Here is a 21,171-nt window from a genome sequence, read left to right as displayed (position 1 = left end):
GCCGACGCATTGATCCTCTCTCCTCGCCGGTTTCTGCCGCGGGAGCATTGCCTCTAAACGATAATGCAACTTTTTACCGCGACGGATAAACAGCTCTGGCGGCTGGCGCTGCCAATGATCCTTTCCAATGTCACCGTTCCGCTGCTGGGGTTGGTTGATACGGCGGTGATTGGTCATCTCGACAGCCCGGTTTATCTTGGCGGCGTCGCGGTTGGCACTACGACGACCAGTTTCCTGTTCATGTTGCTGTTGTTCTTACGCATGAGCACCACCGGTTTAACCGCCCAGGCGTTTGGCGCGGGCAACACAACCGCACTGGCGCGCGCCCTGATGCAACCTTTGCTGATTGCCGTGGTTGCCGGTCTTTTCTTCGTCTTATTACGCAATCCTCTCAGCCAGTTAGCGACCGGTATTGTTGGCGGTAGCCCTGCGGTACTGGAACAAGCACATTTATTCATCTCTATTCGTTGGTTAAGCGCACCGGCAACGCTGGCAAATCTGGTTATCCTCGGGTGGCTACTTGGCGTTCAGTACGCGCGTGCGCCAGTCATTCTGCTGATTGTCGGTAACCTGGTGAACATTTTGCTCGACTTGTGGTTTGTTATCGGGTTGAAGTGGGGCGTGCAGGGCGCGGCGGCGGCTACCGCGATTGCGGAATATGTCACACTGGCGGTTGGCGTGCTGATGGTGATTCATGTGTTACGCCTGCGTGGCGTGACGCTTAGGCAGTTAAGGCAAGGATGGAAAGGGGATTTTCGTCGGCTGCTGCGCCTCAACCGCGACATTATGCTGCGTTCACTATTACTACAACTTTGCTTCGCCTCGCTGACGGTGCTCGGCGCGCGTATTAGTAGTGATGTGGTGGCGATTAATGCGGTGTTGCTGATGTTTCTGACTTTTACCGCCTACGCATTGGATGGTTTTGCTTATGCAGTGGAGGCCTTTTCTGGTGAGGCATGGGGCGCTCGCAACGGTAAGCAATTAATCAATGTGTGGCGAGCTGCCTGCCGGCAAGCGGGCGTAGTCGCTTGCCTGTTCGCAGTGATATATGCCTGTTTTGGCAGTGCGATTGTCGCCTTACTCACCTCAATACCTGAATTACGGGTAATGGCGGACCGTTACCTAGTCTGGCAGGTGGTATTGCCGCTGGTTGGGGTCTGGTGTTACCTGTTGGATGGGATGTTTATTGGCGCTACGCGCGGGCGTGAAATGCGTAACAGCATGGCCCTGGCGGCGCTCGGGTATGGGCTATCATTATTGACGTTGCCGTGGCTGGGTAACCATGGTTTATGGCTCGCAGTAGCGGTGTTTCTTGCGCTACGAGGCCTGACCCTCGGCTGGGTGTTACGCCGCCACTGGCAGCACGGCACCTGGTTTAATGCCTGACATATTTTCTTACCGCCCTCACACTCTTCTCTTACCTACTGATATTTCTCTTATTTTATAATTTTATCTGCCGCTTTCTCTGCTTTTCTGGATGGAAAAACTGGATTTTAAGGCAGGGTTGGTAATTTGCACTATAGTTAAAGTTATCGTCAGCAAGAAAATAGCGTTTTATTTTGCAGCGAAGCGTTGCTGACAGGAACAAGCCAAAGCTGTTATCACCCAAAAGCTAAAGGAAACGATTATGAACAGAGATGAAGCCGGCGGTAACTGGAAACAGTTTAAAGGTAAAATGAAGGAAAAATGGGGCAAGTTGACCGATGATGACCTTACTGTGGTAGAAGGTAAACGCGATCAGCTCGTCGGTAAAATTCAGGAACGTTACGGATACGCGAAAGACCAGGCAGAAAAAGAAGTAAGCGATTGGGAAGCGAATAATCGCGATTATCGCTGGTAAAAAATTGGATTATCGCTCTTCAGGAAGAGGCAGGCTCCTACCCTGGCACATGGAACGTGCCGCCCATAACCCTGCTGCTTATCGCCCGCGCTTTTTGGTTGCCAGATTATGATCGTGCTGGCAATTCTCCGGATGTTGACAGGCTTCGACATCGGAGCAGGAAACACACAGCCCGTGAGCTTCAATAACGCTATGGCGTAACGCGAAGCCAGATTGTCCCGCCAGACTTTGCAATATCTTCTCAACCCCTTCTGCATGACGCTCATCAACTGACCCACAACGATCGCAAATCAACATGGCTGAAGTATGTTGCGGCTCGTCGAAATGGAGGCACATCACATAGCTGTTGTTTGACTCCACGCGATGTATAAACCCTTGTTCCAACAAAAAATCCAGCGCGCGATAGACGGTTGGCGGTTTGGCCTGCGGCTCAGAAACGCGTAACAGATCGAGCAAATCATAGGCGCTAATCGCCCCGTTCTGCTCGGACATCAAACGTAGCACTTCCAGCCGTTGCGGCGTTAGACGCACATTACGTTGCTGGCACAGCTTTTCGGCCTGCAGCAGGATCTGTTCGGGTTGGCTGGTGCTCATGATAACTCTCCGGACGCTGATGAAATGTTATGTTATCACAGATCGGGCAAAACACTGCACTTGAGGGCAAGGTCTGAAACCAAATTCTACGTCAGCCAGGACAGGCGGAAACCACGCATAAATTTTTTTTATTGAATCTCTCCCGCTTTGCCGTGGGCAAAAATCGTACAATTCCTAATCTTTCCGGTTTGCAGCGCTAAAAATAACCGTCTAAGGTTTGTCTTAGGCTTAGCGAGTCAATTTTTTTCAACGCCAATACAATCGCATCTCTCATCATTAGTAACCAATAACAGATTATAAAAACGCCAATCTATAGATAAGCCACATGATATTGAGTGAATTCACAGCAAAGAAAGTTCTGTTGTGCAGGCATGATTCAGACAGTGGTTTTTAACCTGTTTTCTTTTAACCTCGATTATTGGGATGGCGTCAGGCAAATGGCAAAATACATTTATCGCTTTCACAGGCTCACTGGGCCTGCATTCTGTTCCGCGCTGGTGCTAACCTCATTCAGTTCTGTTGCTGCCGGTAATTACTTTGATGCGCGTAATGACGCTATGGGCGGCACCGGGGTGGCTTCTTCCACTTACGGTACTGCGGCGCTGGCTAACCCGGCGTTGTTGACCAAAGCACAGCCGGATGATGATGTCAGCGTTGTGTTGCCGTCGGTTGGCGTGCAACTTACTGATAAAGATAAAATGGTGGATAAGATCGATGATATTAGTGACACCGTGGATGATTATCGACGAGCGATTAATAACGTCGATCTGACCAATCTGTCACCGGGCGATTTCCAACAGTTACGCTCGGCCTCGGGCGACTTGGCGCACCGGCTACGCGAACTACGTGGCGCGAAGGCCAACGGTACCGCCGGGGCGGCAATTACGGTCACTATCCCCAATCAAACGCTACCCTTTGCGTTTGTCGCCAAAGCCTATGGCACCGCACATTTGCGAACCAATGTGGCGCAAAGCGACATCGATTATCTGCAAGGCGTCGCCGATGGGACGGTTATCCCATTACCCGGCGACCAAAACCGTCTGCGCTCTACCGCAACCGGCGTAGCCGCGCTGGTTTCCGATTATGGTATCGCGGTTGCACACCAATTCAGCGTTGGCGGGCATCCGGTCTCGCTGGGTGTTACACCAAAATTGCAGCAAACTTATCTGTATAACTATCGCGCTGCCGTCTATAACTTCGATAAAAATTCGGTAACCGATAGCCAGTTCAGGAACAGTAAGACCGGTTTCAACATTGATGCCGGTCTGTCGACCGATGTGGGAGAAAACTGGACGTTTGGTTTGAGCGGGCAAAACTTGATTTCACGCGATTTGGATACCAAAACGGTCAATGGTTTTCACGATACCTACCAAATTCGACCATTGGTCACGGCGGGCGCATCCTGGCATACCGAACGTTTAACCACCAGTCTGGATGTTGATGCGACACAAACCAAGCGGTTTAAATCACAAGATGATAGCCAATATGCGGGCGTTGGCGTGGAGTATCGTGTGCTTGACTGGTTGCAACTGCGCGGCGGTTATCGCGCCGACATGAAGTCAAACGATGCCAATGTGGTAACTGCGGGTTTAGGTTTTTCACCGTTTAGTAATCGCGTACACCTCGATCTCGGTGGCTCGGTGGGGAATGACAAAACCTGGGGCGCAATGGCGCAGCTTGGTTTTAACTTTTAATCAAGGTGGCGCGGCGCGGCAGGCCCGCGTCGTCTCATCCTGAAATCCAGTGCTGTCTCTGCGTTCTGGATGGTCGCGGGCCTGCGCCACTCTGTGTTATCATCGCTCACAATATCGTCATTTGCTTATCGTACAGAGTTACTTTTTCCATGACCCAACACTTCTCCGCGCAGCGTTTTTCGGTGGCGCCGATGCTCGACTGGACCGATCGCCACTGCCGTTATTTCCATCGGCAACTCACTCGCAACACGCTGCTATACACCGAAATGGTCACAACCGGCGCAATTATTCATGGCAAAGGCGACTATCTGGCTTACAGCGAAGAAGAGCACCCGGTAGCGCTGCAACTGGGCGGTAGCGATCCGGCGGCGCTGGCCCAATGTGCCAAACTGGCGGAGCAGCGTGGCTACGATGAAATCAATCTTAATGTTGGCTGCCCGTCTGATCGGGTACAAAACGGGCGTTTCGGCGCCTGCCTGATGGGTGAGGCCGCGCTGGTAGCGGACTGCATCAAGGCGATGCGCGATGTGGTCTCAATACCGGTAACGGTAAAAACCCGCATTGGTATTGATGAGCAGGACAGCTATGAATTTTTGTGCGACTTCATCAGCACCGTCGCACAGCAGGGCGAGTGCGACACCTTTATTATTCACGCGCGCAAAGCGTGGCTTTCCGGGCTAAGCCCGAAGGAGAACCGCGAAATTCCACCGCTGGATTACGCGCGGGTTTATCAGCTAAAGCGTGATTTTCCCCATCTGACCATGGCGATTAACGGCGGCGTAAAAACGCTGGCGGAAGCGCAACAGCATTTGCAGCATCTCGACGGCGTCATGATGGGGCGTGAAGCCTATCAAAACCCCGGCATTTTGACGCAAGTTGATCGCCAACTGTTCGGCAGCGCTTTACCGACGTGCGATCCGGTTTCGGTGGTACGGGCGATGTATCCGTATATTGAACGGGAACTCTCACTCGGAACTTACCTGGGCCATATTACCCGCCATATGCTGGGGTTATTCCAGGGGATTCCAGGCGCTCGTCAGTGGCGACGTCATCTGAGTGAAAATGCCCATAAACCCGGCGCTGATGTGCGTGTCGTCGAGCAGGCGTTGGCGCTGGTCGCAGATAAATTACCCGCTGCAGTAACAGCATAGTTTGTTATTAACGTGTTAATTTTAAGGTGAGGCACCAAACGGAATGGGTTTATCCACGTGCTTTTAGCGCCTTAAATTTATTGTTGTCGATAGTAAAATAATTTAAAAATCAAAGGGTTGTTTTTTTATTAAAATGATTTTGTGGAATCGATCACACTCTCAACTATTGCTTAGCTGTTTTTCGCATTTAAACATATTTTTTACTTATGTTTTCTGCCAGGATAGTTTTCGTTGAGTCGAAACCTGTTCACCGCCGCTGACCCTACAACAGCGCGAACAATAAATAAAAAAGAAAAAGGGCTTCCTACGGGAAGCCCTTTCGCATAGTTAGCGTTACGGAATGAGCAGGCATGAGCCTTGCGTGATGCGGCTTTCCAGCGTCTTATGCGCTTGTTGTACCTCATCTAACGCGAAGATCTGTTGGCGGGGAACGTCCACTTTAATTGCTCCACTGGCGAGCATTGAGAAGAGTTCATTACTGGCGTGAGCCAGCTCTTCGCGGGTGGTGACATAGCCCTGCAGCGATGGACGAGTGACATAGAGTGAGCCTTTCTGGTTCAAAATGGCTAAATTCACCCCGTTAACCGGCCCGGATGAGTTCCCAAAGCTGACCATTAACCCCCGCCGTTGTAAACAGTCCAGCGACGCTTCCCAGGTATCTTTCCCCACCGAGTCATAGACGACGCGTACTTTTTTGCCGCCGGTCAACTCGCTAACGCGCTGCGCAATATTTTCCTGGCGATAGTTAATCGTCGCCCACGCGCCGTGGCTCTTGGCGATCGCCGCTTTTTCGTCAGAGCCGACGGTGCCGATCAAGTGTGCGCCCAGCGCTTTCGCCCACTGGCAGGCAATCAGGCCTACGCCGCCTGCGGCGGCATGGAACAGAAACACCTCATCTGGCTGAATTTCATAGGTTTGGCGCAATAAATAGTGCACCGTAAGCCCTTTCAGGAAAGAAGCAGCCGCTTGTTCAAAAGAGATCGCATCCGGGAGAGGCGCGATTTTATCCACCGGCACATTATGTAAGGTGCTGTAGGCACCCAGCGCGCCATGCGCATAAACCACGCGATCGCCCGGTTTCACGGCGGTCACGTTCGCGCCAACCTGTTTTACGATGCCAGCAGCTTCCGTACCTAAGCCGCTGGGAAGGGTGGCGACTGGATACAGCCCACCGCGGACATAAGTATCAATGTAGTTGATACCTATCGCTTTATTTTCAACCTGTACCTCATTTTCTGCCGGAGCGTTCGGTTCAAATTCGACAACTTCTAACACTTCGGGGCCGCCATGCTGGCGAAACTGCACACGCTTTGCCATTGTCACTCCTGTTACTGTTAGAGAAGAGATGAGAGGACGCGCCCGGGCCAAACGGGTATACTTGCGCGTCTCCCAACTGATTTTCGGTATTGCATTCACTATGGCAGGAAATAAACCCACCAACAAATCGAACGAACCCCGCGATCGCCAGGTTGAGGGGCTAAAACTACCTCCTCACTCACTGGAAGCGGAGCAGTCGGTGTTGGGAGGGCTAATGCTGGACAATGAGCGCTGGGATAATGTCTCCGAACGCGTGGTGGCGGAGGATTTTTTTAGCCGCCCGCATCGGCTGATTTTCAGTGAAATGCAGCATTTGCTGGAAGCCGGTAAGCCGATTGATCTGATTACGTTGTCTGAATCGCTGGAGCAAAAGGGCGAACTGGAAATGGCGGGCGGGTTCGCTTATCTGGCGGAGTTGTCGAAAAATACCCCCAGCGCCGCCAACATTGGCGCATATGCCGATATTGTGCGCGAACGAGCGGTGGTTCGAGAGATGATCTCTGTCGCCAATGAGATTGCCGACGCCGGTTACGATCCGCAAGGGCGTAGCAGCGAGGATCTGCTTGATTACGCGGAATCCAACGTGTTTAAAATCGCCGAAAAACGCGCGAATAAAGACGAAGGGCCAAAAAATATCGAGCAAATCCTTGAGGCGACGGTATCGCGTATTGAATCGCTGTATCAAACCCCGCATGACGGCGTGACCGGGGTGGATACCGGTTATCAGGATCTGAATAAAAAAACCGCCGGTTTGCAGCGTTCGGACCTGATCATTGTCGCGGCACGTCCCTCAATGGGTAAAACCACCTTCGCTATGAACCTGTGCGAAAACGCGGCGATGCTGCATGACAAGCCGGTGCTGATTTTTAGCCTTGAGATGCCCGGCGAACAGATCATGATGCGTATGCTGGCATCACTCTCACGCGTCGACCAAACGCGCATTCGTACCGGCCAGTTAGATGATGAAGACTGGGCGCGTATCTCCGGCACGATGGGTATTCTGCTGGAGAAGAAAAACATGTATATCGATGATTCTTCCGGCCTAACGCCAACCGAGGTTCGTTCGCGCGCGCGGCGAATCTACCGTGAAAACGACGGGCTGAGCATGATCATGATCGACTACCTGCAATTAATGCGTGTCCCGTCGTTATCTGATAACCGAACTCTGGAAATTGCCGAAATATCGCGCTCGCTGAAGGCGTTGGCAAAAGAGTTACAGGTGCCGGTTGTCGCGCTGTCGCAGCTTAACCGCTCGCTGGAGCAACGCGCCGATAAGCGCCCGGTCAACTCGGATTTGCGTGAGTCCGGCTCCATTGAGCAGGATGCCGACCTGATTATGTTTATCTATCGCGATGAGGTTTATCACGAAAATAGCGATCTTAAAGGGGTCGCTGAAATCATCCTGGGTAAGCAGCGTAACGGCCCGATTGGTACGGTACGGCTAACCTTTAACGGACAATGGTCGCGTTTTGATAATTACGCCGGTCCGCAATACGACGACGAATAACCTTTTTTAGCAGGCGTCGGTCAATCTGCTGGCGTGATGACGGCAGGATAGTTATGGTAAGGGTGCCTAACCCTACAACATACCACTCATGGAGATCTGCACCGTGTTTCAAAACGTTGATGCCTATGGCGGCGATCCGATACTTTCGCTGATGGAAACCTTTAAGCAAGACCCGCGTCCGCATAAGGTGAACCTGAGTATCGGTCTGTATTACAACGAACAGGGCATCATTCCCCAATTACAAGCGGTGGTTGCCGCCGAACAGCGTTTGCAACAGCAACCCCACGGCGCATTACTCTATCTGCCGATGGAAGGGCTGCCGGATTACCGTAGCGCGATTACACCGTTACTGTTCGGCGCCGATCATCCGGTATTGGCGGCGGGGCGCGTGGCTACCATCCAAACCCTGGGCGGGTCGGGCGCGCTGAAGGTCGGCGCCGATTTTCTGAAACGCTACTTCCCGCACTCAGCCGTATGGGTGAGCGATCCGACATGGGAAAACCATGTGGCGATTTTTGCCGGTTCCGGCTTCGAGGTGCATACCTACCCGTGGTATGACGAGGAAACCAACGGCGTTAAATTCGATGCATTTCTCGCTACGCTGAAAACCTTGCCAAAACAAAGCATTGTTCTGCTGCACCCGTGCTGCCATAACCCAACCGGCGCGGATTTAACCCCAGCGCAGTGGGATCAAACCGTTGAAGTATTGAAAGCGCAAGAACTGGTGCCGTTCCTTGATATCGCCTACCAGGGCTTTGGCGCCAGTATGGAAGAGGATGCCTACGCCATTCGGGCCATTGCCGCTGCGGGTTTACCGGCACTGGTGAGCAACTCTTTCTCAAAAATCTTTTCACTGTATGGTGAGCGTGTTGGCGGCCTCTCTATCGTCTGTGACAGCGCGGAAGAAGCCGCTCGCGTATTAGGCCAACTGAAAGCATCGATACGCCGCATCTACTCTAACCCGCCGGGCTACGGCGCGCGGCTGGTGTCTTGCGTGCTGAATGATGAGGCATTAAAGGCAAGCTGGCTGGCAGAAGTGGAATCAATGCGTTTACGCATTCTGGAGATGCGTCAGGCACTGGTCGCCGCGCTGAGCGCGGCGGTGCCGGGGAAAAGCTTTGATTACCTGCTGAAACAGCGCGGCATGTTTAGCTATACCGGCCTCAGTGAGCAGCAAGTTGATCGTCTGCGCGATGAGTTTGGTGTCTATCTAATCGCCAGCGGTCGCATGTGTGTTGCCGGGCTGAATAGCAATAACGTTCACCAAGTCGCAGAGGCTTTCGCCGCGGTTATGTAAGCCATTCTGTAAAAATCATTAAGCAGCGGCTTTTCCGCTGCTTTTTTTTTGCCGGTTTGCCGCCAAATGTCGCACACTTAAGCCTTATGATTTATTCAAAGGAGTTTGCATGTGGTCTCAACACACACTCTCGCTGAGCGCGAAGCCGCGCGGTTTCCACCTGATAACCGATGAAGTGGTTAACGGGCTGCCTGCTATACGCGAGGTTGGCACCGGTTTGCTACATTTGCTGTTGCAACATACATCTGCCTCATTAACGCTAAATGAAAACTGCGATGAGACGGTGCGTCACGATATGGAACAACACTTTTTGCGGCAAGTTCCGGAAAATGCGCCTTATCAGCATGATTATGAAGGCGCGGATGACATGCCGGCCCACATTAAATCGTCGTTGCTGGGCGTTTCACTATTGCTGCCGGTGAACCATGGGCGTCTGGTGTTAGGCACGTGGCAAGGGATTTGGCTGGGAGAGCACCGGGTTCGCGGCGGCTCACGTCGGATCGTGGCAACATTACAAGGGGAATAACGATGAAAACCTCAGATTTATTATCCTACTGCATGAGTAAACCTGGCGCTGAACAGTATGTTCACAGTGACTGGAAAGCCACGCAAATTAAGGTGGATGACGTACTATTCGCTATGGTGCATGAGGTGAAAGGGCGCCCGGCGGTTTCGCTTAAAACCACGCCGACGCTGGCGGATTTGTTGCGTGAACAGCATCGCGATGTCTCTCCTGGCGAGCATCTGAATAAATCGCACTGGAGCACACTCTACCTTGACGGCACGCTGAAGGATTCGCAGATCTATTATTTGGTGGATGCTTCGTTACAGCAGGCGTTGGATACCCATCATCCGGGCGTTAACCACGATCGGTAACCGGGTAAAGAGTGCTACGGGCGAAGCGCCCGTAGCGAGGTAACCGTTAGGCTGCCGCTTCCTGGCGCAGGCTATCGATATCAATCACAAAGCGATATTTCACATCGCTCTTCAGCATACGCTCGTAAGCATCATTGATCTGATTCATATCGATCAGTTCAATGTCGGAAACAATGTTGTGCTTGCCGCAGAAATCGAGCATTTCCTGCGTTTCGGCGATGCCGCCAATCAGTGAACCCGCGACGCTACGGCGTTTGAAAATCAGGTCAAAGACGTGCGGTGACGGATGATCATGTTCCGGCGCGCCGACCAGTGTCATATTACCATCGCGTTTCAGCAGGTTAATAAACGGGTTCAGGTCGTGCTGCGCCGCGACGGTATTCAGAATGAAGTCGAAGCTATTAGCATGCTGCGCCATTTGATCGGCATCTTTAGAAATCACCACTTCATCCGCGCCCAGACGTTTGCCATCTTCAATTTTGGATGGCGAGGTGGTGAACAGCACCACATGCGCACCCATCGCATGGGCCAGTTTTACGCCCATATGTCCCAAGCCGCCAAGGCCAACGATGCCGACCTTTTTGCCTGGGCCGACGCCCCAATGACGCAGCGGCGAGTAAGTCGTGATCCCGGCGCACAGCAGTGGCGCAACGCCTGCCGGGTCGAGGTTTTCCGGTACGCGCAGGACAAAATCTTCATGCACTATCATGTCGGTTGAATAACCGCCATAAGTAATGGCGCCGGTTTGACGATCTTCACCGTTATACGTACCGGTGAAACCATTTTCACAATACTGCTCCAGCCCTTCGTCACAGCTTGGACAAGAACGGCAGGAATCGACCATACAGCCTACGCCTACCAGATCGCCGACTTTGTATTTGTGGGTATGCGCGCCCACGGCAGTGACTCGGCCGACAATTTCATGACCGGGTACCACCGGGAACACGGTGTTTTTCCATTCATTGCGTGCCTGGTGAAGGTCAGAGTGGCAAACGCCGCAGAATAAGACTTCAAGCTGTACATCATGCTCGCGCAGTTCGCGCGGCTTATAGTCGAATGGCGCAAGTTTAGATTTCGCATCTTGTGCCGCATAGGCATGCGTAATATTCATGGTGACTCCAGTTAGAATGTGTCGTGAAATAAACGCTAAAAAATGGACAAAGTCAGTGGCGGCAAACGCCGGACTTTTCCCTGACAGCCTCTCCGTTAGAAAACGGAAGAAGCAGAAATGTGGAACATTAAGAATAGACAGTGAATGGCGCGGCGTGTATGCCTGAATGTGTATAAATCTTGCCTGTTTCTGCAAGTTTGTCTGCAAAACCCGTCGCGGGCGAGCACGCCGTTCAACCTTCATTGATAAGGCTGAACGGCGCAGGGCACGGAAAGAGACCTATCGTGTCAGTAGAGGTTTAAGGAAACGCGCGGTATGTGATTGCTCACACTGAGCTACCGTTTCAGGGGTGCCTGAAACCAGTATCTCACCGCCGCCGCTTCCCCCTTCGGGGCCGAGATCGACTATCCAGTCTGCGGTCTTAATCACGTCCAGGTTGTGTTCAATCACCACGATGGTATTACCCTGATCGCGTAACTGATGCAAAACTTCCAGAAGCTGCTGAATATCGGCAAAGTGTAGCCCGGTGGTGGGCTCATCCAGAATATAGAGCGTCTGACCGGTACCGCGCTTCGAGAGTTCACGCGCCAGCTTCACACGCTGGGCTTCACCGCCGGAAAGCGTGGTCGCTGACTGCCCTAAGCGGATATAGGATAGACCAACATCCATCAGCGTTTGCAGTTTACGCGCCAGCGCCGGCACCGCATCGAAAAACTCGCGTGCTTCCTCAATGGTCATCTCCAACACTTCGTGAATGCTTTTGCCTTTGTACTTAATCTCCAGCGTTTCGCGGTTATAGCGCTTACCTTTACACTGATCGCACGGCACATAAATATCCGGCAAAAAGTGCATTTCAACTTTAATCACGCCATCGCCCTGGCAGGCTTCACAACGCCCGCCGCGCACGTTGAAGCTGAAGCGGCCGGGGTTATATCCGCGTGAACGCGCTTCGGGAACGCCAGCAAACAGTTCGCGTACCGGGGTAAAAATGCCGGTATAGGTGGCAGGGTTGGAACGCGGCGTACGCCCGATCGGGCTCTGATCGATATCGATCACTTTATCGAAATGTTCCATCCCGCTGATATCGCGATAAGGCGCCGGTTCGGCAATGGTCGCCCCATTCAATTGACGCTGAGCAAGGGGAAACAGCGTATCGTTAATCAGGGTCGATTTACCGGAGCCGGAGACGCCGGTGATGCAGCTAAACAGACCCACCGGTAGCGTTAAAGTCACATCCTTCAGATTATTACCGCGCGCGCCGGTCAGCTTCAGCACTTTATTCGGATCGGCAGGTACACGCTGTGGTGGAATCGCGATTTCACGTTTACCGCTCAGGTATTGGCCGGTTAACGAATCGGGCTGCGCCATAATATCGTCAATGGTGCCTTCGGCGACAATCTGACCACCGTGTACGCCAGCGCCGGGACCAATATCAATAACATGGTCGGCGGCGCGAATCGCATCCTCATCATGTTCGACCACAATCACCGTATTACCGAGATCGCGCAGATGGACTAACGTCTCTAGCAGACGTTCGTTATCGCGCTGGTGCAAGCCGATTGATGGTTCATCCAATACGTACATTACGCCCACCAGGCCGGCGCCGATTTGGCTAGCCAGGCGAATACGCTGCGCCTCACCGCCGGAAAGCGTTTCGGCGGAGCGTGACATGGACAGATAATTTAGACCAACGTTAACCAGGAACTTCAGGCGATCGCCAATCTCTTTCAGCACCTTTTCGGCAATTTTCGCCCGCTGACCGCTGAGTTTCAGGTTATGAAAGAAATCCATCGCATGGCCGATGCTCATATCCGAAATGGTCGGCAGCGTGGTGTTCTCGACAAACACATGGCGCGCTTCGCGACGCAAACGCGTCCCTTCGCAGCTCGCGCAGGCGCGGTTACTGATAAATTTCGCCAGATCTTCTCGTACCGCCGACGACTCCGTTTCTTTATAGCGGCGTTCCATATTGTGCAGCACGCCTTCAAATGGATGACGGCGGATCGAGGTATCGCCGCGATCGTTAATGTATTTGAACTCGATAGTTTCTTTGCCGGAACCATAGAGGATCACGTTACGAGCTTTCTCATCGATCGAATTGAACGGCGCTTCGATATCAAAATCGAGATGATCCGCCAGCGAGCGTAGCATCTGGAAGTAGTAGAAGTTGCGCCGATCCCAACCGCGGATCGCGCCGCCAGCCAGCGATAACTCGGGGTTTTGCACCACCCGATCCGGATCGAAATATTGCTGTACGCCTAAGCCGTCGCAGGTTGGGCAGGCGCCTGCCGGGTTGTTAAATGAAAACAACCGTGGTTCTAACTCACTCATACTGTAGCCACAGATCGGGCAGGCGAAGTTCGCTGAGAACAACAGCTCCTCCGCTTTGTCGTCATCCATATCGGCGACAATCGCGGTGCCGCCGGAGAGCTCCAGCGCGGTTTCGAACGACTCGGCGAGACGGGTCGCCAAATCTTCACGTACCTTAAAGCGATCCACCACCACTTCAATGGTGTGCTTTTTCTGTAGCTCTAACTTCGGTGGATCGGACAGATCGCAAACTTCGCCATCAATACGCGCGCGGATATAGCCCTGCGTCGCCAGATTTTCTAGCGTTTTGGTATGTTCGCCTTTACGTTCTTTAACCACCGGCGCTAGCAGCATTAAACGCGCGCCTTCTGGCTGCGCCAGCACATTATCCACCATTTGGCTGACGGTCTGCGCCGCGAGAGGGACATCATGATCCGGGCAACGCGGCTCACCCACGCGTGCGAATAACAGACGCAAATAGTCGTGGATTTCAGTAATGGTCCCAACGGTAGAACGCGGATTGTGCGAGGTCGATTTCTGCTCGATTGAGATTGCCGGTGACAAGCCTTCAATGTGGTCGACATCCGGTTTCTCCATTAAGGAGAGAAATTGGCGCGCATAAGCGGAGAGCGATTCCACGTAACGGCGCTGCCCTTCAGCATACAGCGTGTCAAACGCCAGCGAGGATTTACCGGAACCTGACAATCCGGTAACAACGATCAGTTTGTCGCGAGGGATGATCAGGTTGATATTTTTCAAATTATGGGTGCGGGCACCCCGGACTTCGATCTTATCCATTCACATTTCCCGGATTAACGCAGACCTCACCATGCCTGTGCCCGGCATGGCCAGAACGAAACATGTCATTATGGCATAAAAAAACCTGAATGAATATCCAGTACCTGATTGCAACTCTGCAAGCAGCGGATCATTAGTGAGAGCCAGAACGAAAGTATGATCCAACACGGTGGCGTGTTAGAATTCGCCGTTTAGACTTTTAGTAAATACTCATCGGGAGACATGAACATGGCCAGCAGGGGCGTTAACAAAGTGATTCTTGTCGGAAATCTGGGTCAGGATCCGGAAGTCCGTTACATGCCGAATGGCGGTGCGGTTGCCAACATTACTCTGGCCACCTCCGAAAGCTGGCGTGACAAGCAAACCGGCGAAACCAAAGAGAAAACGGAATGGCACCGCGTGGTGTTGTTCGGCAAGCTGGCGGAAGTGGCGGGCGAGTACCTGCGTAAAGGCTCTCAGGTATATATTGAAGGCGCTCTGCAAACGCGTAAGTGGCAGGATCAGAGTGGCCAGGAACGTTACACCACTGAAGTGGTGGTCAACGTTGGCGGCACCATGCAGATGCTGGGCGGCCGTCAGGGCGGTGGCGCACCGGCGGGCGGCGGTCAGAACAATAATAACGGTTGGGGCCAACCGCAGCAGCCGCAGCAGCAGGGCGGTAACCAGTTCAGCGGCGGCGCGCAGTCTCGTCCGCAGCAGCAGCAACCAAGCGCCCCGGCGAATAATGAACCCCCGATGGATTTTGATGACGACATTCCGTTCTAAGGTTCGCCTCAGGTATCGCTGGAATGTTTGACGTTTGAAGATAAGGCCTCGCACTCGCGGGGCCTTATTGTTTTGACTGGATGTTTAACGATGTTTGTCATCTCTCTCCTCCCGCCGTCGCCAACAAAGGGCGCTTATCGAATCCTGCACTGCACGCGGAAGGTCAACCGACGCTACTGAATAGGCTTGGCGATAAACCTGCATATTTGTTGGGGACATGAGCCAGGATTAGATAAAGTTACCGGCCTCCCCAATGAGGGTAAACCGCCAGTGAGATGGCGAATAGTTAAATCACTGACAACTATGAGGCGGTTTGAAGCCAGCCGTTTGCGTATGAAGCACGGTAAGTGGTAAGCAATACTAAAGGGTTTATTTAAGCGGGTTTCGTTAATGATGCTAACACTGTGGTCGAACGGCAAGGTTCCGCCGGGAAGGCTTTTTGAATCTCATTTGCCACGCCAGTCTGATAAGCTGGCCAAACTGACTGTTCACCTTTGCTAACGCGTTTTTACGCGCCAGAGCCTGAAGGTTAAACTAAGGTAAACTAAGGATCGACGGCACTTACTCGTTTAACCGAGTAAGTGTGTCGCGAATGGTTTGATATTTACGGAATTTAAAAGTGTGTGCTGCAGTTAATGACAAAGAGGGGCGAAACTCAATGGTTAAAACATCAGAGCATAATTATATTTTATGTTAATTCACCGGATCTTTAATTAAAAACGCACATCGTTAATCACAAGGAATAATCTTATTTATACCGTGTAAAAAAACAGCCTATTGTTTATCCACCTGATCGGGATAGTGATAAACACTGCGGCTAATCGCCACTAATCGGCAACTCCTGCGCGTGCCAATGTCGTATGTATTTTGCAGAAAATTAACGGCTTGGCGTTTATCATCGGTAGTGAAAAAGGTTTTAAGCACGCTTTGCAGCATCTCTTTATCATCATTTAACGATTGTAGTTCGCGCAATAATGATTGTACTTTCTCCTCTAATGCTTTGATTTTCCTTCCTTCTTCTGAAGATAAGCCCGAGTATTTCTTTTTCCAGCTATAGAATGTTGCCTCTGATATCCCTAGTTCATCGCAGATCTCCTTCACTTTAACGCCACATTCTGAAGCTTTAATCGCACTGGTGATTTGCTCTTCGCTATATCGTGACTTCCTCATAAAAGCTCTTACCTTTCTAATCAATGAATGGATGAGAAACACTGTGATAATATTTGGCACTGTAAAAGTGGAATATTTATTCAATGTGTTTAAGTGCTGGTTTTAAATTGCACGAGATAAGTTAAATTATACTGGTGAAATAGTGTGATGAGATTTGTCTTATTTTGTTTGGTTTGGGTTGGGTTGACTTTCTCAATGTAGGTTTTTGTTATAGATTCGATAGACAGTAACGATAGATAACGTCACGACTCAAAAATGGCCCGGGTGCGGTTTTTTACAAAATAGTCGTTTCGTGCCATGTTTAATTCAAATTATTAACGTTGACGCTGTTTGTCCGATAAAAACAAGGGGCGGTTGTCTTAATTCCCCACAAAGTGGCCAGAGTTAAAACCAATAATTAATCAAGTTAACCTGGCCGAAAGAGAAATTATCTCAATTTTTACCTGCGCTCATAGTGCACAGTTTTCAGTAGTAAACAAGGATGTCTGTAAAGCGGCATGTAGTAGAAAACACAAAGGATGCGTCGATGAAATACAGTGTAATGTCTAATGCTGCGTGGATGATGTCAGAAAAGATTGTCTCTGTTTTTGGCGTAGTTTTTGTTACTTCATACGTGGCAAAATCCTTCGGGCCATCCATCTTTGGCCAGATCGCTTTTTCTGCATCGGTTTTTTCGGTGGTTCAAACGGTAGCGATTTTTGGTACTGAAACCATACTTTTTAAGCACTTAAGTAAAAGCGCACACAAAGGCATTCGCTTGATGAGCGTTGCAAAAAAAATGCGTATGACAATTTTGCTGGCGCTGTCGCTACCCGTATTAGCATGGGTAGGATATAGCATGAAGCAGAATTTCCTTTTGTTTTCGCTGGCCTCATTTTTTTCAGCGTTGTTTGTTACCCAAGATACTTTTAGCGTCTACAATAACGCCCGACTGGCATCGCGACTGAATACGGTAGCAAACTCGGTTGGTATGCTGCTCAGTTTTGCTATCAGCTTCTCTATCGCCTGGTGGCGGCTTAATCCGTCATGGCTGACGCTGTCTATTATTTCAGTAACGTTAGTTCCTTATTTAATTAAGCGTTATACCTTTTATCGGGGGAATCGTGAATTAGCGGTCTCCGGAAGAAAACGCAGCCTCTATTTGCGTTATTTACTGTATGCCGGCTTGCCGTTGGCAATATCCAGTATTTTTATATCGATACAGGTAAAAATGGCACAGTTTTTCTTAGTTGGTGTTGGTTCGGCACAGGATCTCGGCCTGTTCGCTGCTGCAAACACCATTTCAGCCTCATGGATATTTATTCCTTTGGCTCTTATTACATCAAGTTTTACTGAAATTTTTAGAGAGCGGCCGGATGTAGCCTTGAAATTAACGGCAAAGTTGAATGGCTATGTCATGATCGTCTCGCTATTAATGCTTCTTTTCATCTTTCTGTATGGCGAGAAGATTATCGTAATGTTATACGGGCACCACTACACACAATCAGGAAGTCTCGTTACGTTGCTCTCAGTGGCAACCAGCCTCTCCGCAATGGGAACGGTGGCATACCGTTACATTGTTAAAGAGGGTGGCTTTAATTATTTGTTGATAAAAATCGTCTGTTTAATGCTGATTGGTTTACCCCTGTCGTATGGCTTGATCCACGGCTTTGGTTTATCTGGCGCGGCATGGAGCGTTTTTATCATTGAGTTATTGTCGCTGACCGTAATGAATTACTTCTTTAAAAACGGCGTCATTATAAAAATGCAAATTTCCTCACTGAACTACAAGACCTACAAATGAGGTAAAAGATGTTGAATTTTAAGAATGAATTGAGAAGAAGCGTTCTCTATTTTGTTAAAAAAATGCCGTGGGTCTATCAGGATCGAGTGCACTATTTTTATAAATTTAAACACTTACCGAACATACGCGAGCCTAAGCTGTTCAATGAAAAGGTGCTGTACCGCAAATTCATCAATGGCGATCATCTGTGTTACGGACGGTTGTCCGATAAGTTTTTAGTGCGTGGTTATATTGCCAATATTATTGGCGATCAGTACTTGATCCCGTTGGTGCATGAAACCAGCGACCCCGCAACATTGCTTAATGTGGCGTCGTTAAGAAATACGGTGATTAAATCAAACCACGGTTCCAACATGGTGGAGATTTTGCTTGAGGAGCCGGATACCGAAGGTCGTCAACGTTTGGTTAACCGTTGCCAGGAGTGGTTGAAAAAAGATTACTCCAACGAAGTACGGGAAATTCACTATCGCTACATCAAGCCGCATATCTTGGTTGAGCGCTATATCGGTGACGGGGAAAGCGCCGCCGTGGACTACAAGTTTCATATGTTCAACAAGCGGGACGGCAACTTTGAATATGTATTGCAGGTGATCTATAACCGCGGCGGCCCGGCGTTATCGATGCAGTTTTATGTGAACAATCTGAGCAAGGTTTTCCATCGTATCCGCGATACCGGGCTGGATATGGCAGATAAGCAAGACAAGTTAGCAAAGGCGCTGGAACTGAGTAAAACACTGGCGTGTGCGTTCGACTACGTGCGTGTCGATTGGTACATCCATGGGGATCAGATCTACTTTGGCGAGTTAACCTTTACGCCAGGAGCAGGTTTGGTGACCGGCCTGGAACAGGGGCTGGATAAAATCATGGGCGACATGTGGATTCAGGACCGCACCCGAGTGCCGCAATCTGACGCAAAGTCTGAGGATATTTCGCTTCCGGAAATGTTGAAAAAAGTATGACAACCGGAAGCGAAAGCAGGCGGAGAGCAGGCTTAAGGCATTGGCCAGTTGGCAGGAGCCTGGCTCATGATATCCACAAAGGCATGTTTGGAAATGTCCAAAAAGTTGTTGAAGTTTTCCATGCTAAGGGTAATGCCAAGCAGGCCGGTGACAAACCAACAAGACATGCCAATGCCAACGCCGCTAAACACAAACGCCATCAGGTTATGGCTGCTCTGGCGGCATTTAATTTTAAAAGTGCTGGCGAAAAACATCATGATTGCGCTCAGTAATTCCCAGCGCATTACAATAAGACCGGTGGTCAAGGTAGCCATGTAAAAAACCTCTGAAGATGTCTGCCCTGACGTTGGTTATTGGCATCACCTGAGGTGTTGTGAGGAAGCCAGGGAACCCTCTCAACCCATGAACTGACACGGCAGTAATGTGACTTGGCTCACATTATATCACTGGATTTTAAAATTTGAACAAAATTTAAGCCTGGTATGGTAGTTTTTTTGCCGCTTTTGACAGGGTCCTGAGAAATAGCGAATTTTTTCAGGTAACCCTCTATCTCATTACGTAATCAAGCATTAAGGGTAATGAGAAAGAGGGTTTTGAGCTGCGTTTCATAAGGATGATAACAATGCACAAACCACGTAATACACCGCGCTATTTTTATTCCGCACCGGCTGGCCTCATGTTTTCTTTCAGGGTTGACGGGGCAGGTAACCACTATGGTCCGGCATAACTCTTTCGTTTCTGCGTTGCCGCATTCGTTGCCGACATTGCGTCAGTCATTGCAACGTATCCATTTGATTATTATCTTGGTTTCGCTATCGGTGTCGGGTGTGTCGCTGTCAGTACTCTCACTGTTTGCACTACGTAGTTACGCCGAAAGCAATTTACAACTGGTGGCTTCAACCGTCAGTTATGCAGTAAAAGGCGCGGTCCTGGCCAACGACCAGCAAGCGGCGCAGGATATTTTGCAAGGTCTTGGGCAACATGGCGAATTCGCGCAGGGTAAAATTTATCGCCAGCAAAATAATCCGTTAGCCGCCTGGCATTCGCGCCGGTTTCTTGAGCAAAATAAAGCCCATCGTTTTATTGCCTCATGGTTTTTTCCGCACCCGGTCTCGGTGGCGATAACGCATCATAATCAAGAGATTGGGCGCGTTTGGTTAACCGGTAATGCGGAAACCATTATTCGCTATATCTACCTGGTCATCAGTTGGCTGATGGGCAGCCTGTTATTCACCGCATTATTCGCTTCAATACTTTCGCACCGTATGCATCAGGGCATCTTGCGTGGGCTACAGAACATTGCCAGCGTGGCGCATGATGTGCGGGCCAGGCGGATATTTACGCAACGCGTTCCCGGTTCCGACATTGCTGAACTGAACAAACTCAGTAGTGATTTTAATGGCTTGCTGGATGAAATGGCGAAGTGGCAGCAGCAAATGAAACGCCAACATGACTCGCTGGCTTTCCAGGCCTCTCACGATGCGCTGACTCGGTTGCCTAATCGATTGTTCTTCGAGCGCGAATTAAAACGTTTACTCAGCGATCCCAGTCTGCGCAGGCGCGCGGCGGTGCTATTTATTGATGGCGACCGGTTTAAACAGGTGAATGACACTTATGGCCATGCGGCGGGAGATGACGTTCTGGTCGAGACGGCCCGGCGTCTGCGTGCCAATTTGCGGGCCAGTGATTTGGTGGCCCGGCTCGGTGGCGATGAGTTCGCAGTGTTACTGCACAATATCGATCGCGCGGAGCAGGCCGCGCAAGCGGCGCATCACTTAATTCTCGCAATGAGAGAACCGATTTTATTACCTGGCGGAGAAGCGCATTTCCAAACACTGAGCATTGGTGTGGCGTTGGCGAAAAACCACCATTCGCCTCAGGCGCTGTTAGCACAGGCGGATGCCGCAATGTACAGTATCAAAGCGCGCGGAGGGGGAGGATATTTATCGACCTCTTCCCTGCAGGCCAGTGAGAGTGCGTAACGGGGCGAAATCGCCGC

18 protein-coding genes are annotated in these 21,171 nt (G+C 50.7%); 12 read left to right on the top strand and 6 right to left on the bottom strand.

The features are described 5' to 3' along the window. The first annotated feature begins 63 nt into the window (after positions 1-63). Both dinF and PMPD1_RS20335 read left to right on the top strand, forming a co-directional pair. The gene (dinF, locus tag PMPD1_RS20340) at positions 64-1,386 is read left to right on the top strand and encodes an MATE family efflux transporter DinF (RefSeq protein ID WP_173635760.1); all 1,323 of its coding nucleotides are present in this window, start codon (positions 64-66) and stop codon (positions 1,384-1,386) included. Between the two features lie 241 nt (positions 1,387-1,627). Continuing rightward, entirely contained in the window at positions 1,628-1,840 is a 213-nt protein-coding gene (locus PMPD1_RS20335) for a CsbD family protein (RefSeq protein WP_173635759.1), read from the top strand. Positions 1,841-1,918: 78 nt separating this feature from the next. Here the strand turns inward: PMPD1_RS20335 and zur are convergent, their stop codons facing one another. Next, positions 1,919-2,434: a zinc uptake transcriptional repressor Zur gene (gene zur / locus PMPD1_RS20330; RefSeq protein WP_173635758.1), complete on the bottom strand. Its 516-nt coding sequence runs from the start codon at positions 2,432-2,434 to the stop codon at positions 1,919-1,921. Between the two features lie 437 nt (positions 2,435-2,871). Here zur and PMPD1_RS20325 point away from each other — a divergent pair, with 437 nt between their 5' ends. Together PMPD1_RS20325 and dusA are read left to right on the top strand one after the other, a co-directional pair. Continuing rightward, complete coding sequence (locus tag PMPD1_RS20325; protein ID WP_173635757.1) at positions 2,872-4,128, top strand: conjugal transfer protein TraF; 1,257 nt, start codon at positions 2,872-2,874, stop codon at positions 4,126-4,128. 149 nt (positions 4,129-4,277) lie between these two features. Beyond that, positions 4,278-5,279 carry a tRNA dihydrouridine(20/20a) synthase DusA gene (dusA, locus tag PMPD1_RS20320; protein WP_173635756.1) on the top strand — a complete coding sequence of 334 codons (1,002 nt, stop codon included), beginning with the start codon at positions 4,278-4,280 and terminating at the stop codon, positions 5,277-5,279. A 333-nt stretch (positions 5,280-5,612) separates the two neighbouring features. Here dusA and PMPD1_RS20315 read toward each other — a convergent pair whose 3' ends face one another. Then, positions 5,613-6,596, bottom strand: coding sequence for a quinone oxidoreductase (locus tag PMPD1_RS20315; protein ID WP_173635755.1), 984 nt, complete (start codon positions 6,594-6,596; stop codon positions 5,613-5,615). A 100-nt stretch (positions 6,597-6,696) separates the two neighbouring features. On the opposite strand from PMPD1_RS20315, the gene dnaB reads away from it, so the two are divergent. The 4 genes from dnaB (at position 6,697) to PMPD1_RS20295 (ending at position 10,276) form a co-directional block, all read left to right on the top strand. Continuing rightward, positions 6,697-8,103 (top strand): replicative DNA helicase, encoded by a 1,407-nt coding sequence (gene dnaB / locus PMPD1_RS20310; protein ID WP_173635754.1) that lies wholly within the window; start codon positions 6,697-6,699, stop codon positions 8,101-8,103. Between the two features lie 103 nt (positions 8,104-8,206). Next, positions 8,207-9,400 carry an amino acid aminotransferase gene (locus PMPD1_RS20305; RefSeq protein ID WP_173635753.1) on the top strand — a complete coding sequence of 398 codons (1,194 nt, stop codon included), beginning with the start codon at positions 8,207-8,209 and terminating at the stop codon, positions 9,398-9,400. A 109-nt stretch (positions 9,401-9,509) separates the two neighbouring features. Continuing rightward, entirely contained in the window at positions 9,510-9,926 is a 417-nt protein-coding gene (locus tag PMPD1_RS20300; RefSeq protein WP_173635752.1) for a secondary thiamine-phosphate synthase enzyme YjbQ, read from the top strand. Between the two features lie 2 nt (positions 9,927-9,928). Beyond that, a complete protein-coding gene (locus PMPD1_RS20295) occupies positions 9,929-10,276 on the top strand; it encodes an MmcQ/YjbR family DNA-binding protein (RefSeq protein WP_173635751.1) in 348 nt (115 codons plus the stop codon). Positions 10,277-10,322: 46 nt separating this feature from the next. Here the strand turns inward: PMPD1_RS20295 and PMPD1_RS20290 are convergent, their stop codons facing one another. Both PMPD1_RS20290 and uvrA read right to left on the bottom strand, forming a co-directional pair. Next, entirely contained in the window at positions 10,323-11,387 is a 1,065-nt protein-coding gene (locus PMPD1_RS20290; RefSeq protein ID WP_173635750.1) for an NAD(P)-dependent alcohol dehydrogenase, read from the bottom strand. A gap of 279 nt (positions 11,388-11,666) precedes the next feature. Then, positions 11,667-14,495, bottom strand: a complete 2,829-nt coding sequence (uvrA, locus tag PMPD1_RS20285; RefSeq protein ID WP_173635749.1) for an excinuclease ABC subunit UvrA — start codon at positions 14,493-14,495, stop codon at positions 11,667-11,669. 228 nt (positions 14,496-14,723) lie between these two features. On the opposite strand from uvrA, the gene ssb1 reads away from it, so the two are divergent. Continuing rightward, positions 14,724-15,260 carry a single-stranded DNA-binding protein SSB1 gene (gene ssb1, locus PMPD1_RS20280; protein ID WP_173635748.1) on the top strand — a complete coding sequence of 179 codons (537 nt, stop codon included), beginning with the start codon at positions 14,724-14,726 and terminating at the stop codon, positions 15,258-15,260. Positions 15,261-16,034: 774 nt separating this feature from the next. On the opposite strand, the gene PMPD1_RS20275 is transcribed toward ssb1, so the two are convergent. Continuing rightward, entirely contained in the window at positions 16,035-16,430 is a 396-nt protein-coding gene (locus PMPD1_RS20275) for a transposase (RefSeq protein WP_173635747.1), read from the bottom strand. A gap of 526 nt (positions 16,431-16,956) precedes the next feature. Between PMPD1_RS20275 and PMPD1_RS20270 the strand changes: the two genes are divergently transcribed. Together PMPD1_RS20270 and PMPD1_RS20265 are read left to right on the top strand one after the other, a co-directional pair. Continuing rightward, the gene (locus PMPD1_RS20270) at positions 16,957-18,213 is read left to right on the top strand and encodes an MATE family efflux transporter (protein WP_173635746.1); all 1,257 of its coding nucleotides are present in this window, start codon (positions 16,957-16,959) and stop codon (positions 18,211-18,213) included. A gap of 8 nt (positions 18,214-18,221) precedes the next feature. Next, positions 18,222-19,172 (top strand): ATP-grasp fold amidoligase family protein, encoded by a 951-nt coding sequence (locus PMPD1_RS20265; protein WP_173635745.1) that lies wholly within the window; start codon positions 18,222-18,224, stop codon positions 19,170-19,172. Positions 19,173-19,204: 32 nt separating this feature from the next. On the opposite strand, the gene PMPD1_RS20260 is transcribed toward PMPD1_RS20265, so the two are convergent. Next, positions 19,205-19,486 carry a YjcB family protein gene (locus PMPD1_RS20260; protein ID WP_173635744.1) on the bottom strand — a complete coding sequence of 94 codons (282 nt, stop codon included), beginning with the start codon at positions 19,484-19,486 and terminating at the stop codon, positions 19,205-19,207. Positions 19,487-19,885: 399 nt separating this feature from the next. Between PMPD1_RS20260 and dgcN the strand changes: the two genes are divergently transcribed. After that, positions 19,886-21,154, top strand: coding sequence for a diguanylate cyclase DgcN/YfiN (gene dgcN / locus PMPD1_RS20255; protein WP_173635743.1), 1,269 nt, complete (start codon positions 19,886-19,888; stop codon positions 21,152-21,154). The last annotated feature ends 17 nt before the right edge of the window (positions 21,155-21,171 follow it).

The organism is Paramixta manurensis (assembly GCF_013285385.1).
GTDB lineage: Bacteria > Pseudomonadota > Gammaproteobacteria > Enterobacterales > Enterobacteriaceae > Paramixta > Paramixta manurensis.
The sequence above is the reverse complement of the archived record's forward strand: the minus strand, read 5'-3'. Positions and strand labels throughout refer to the sequence as shown.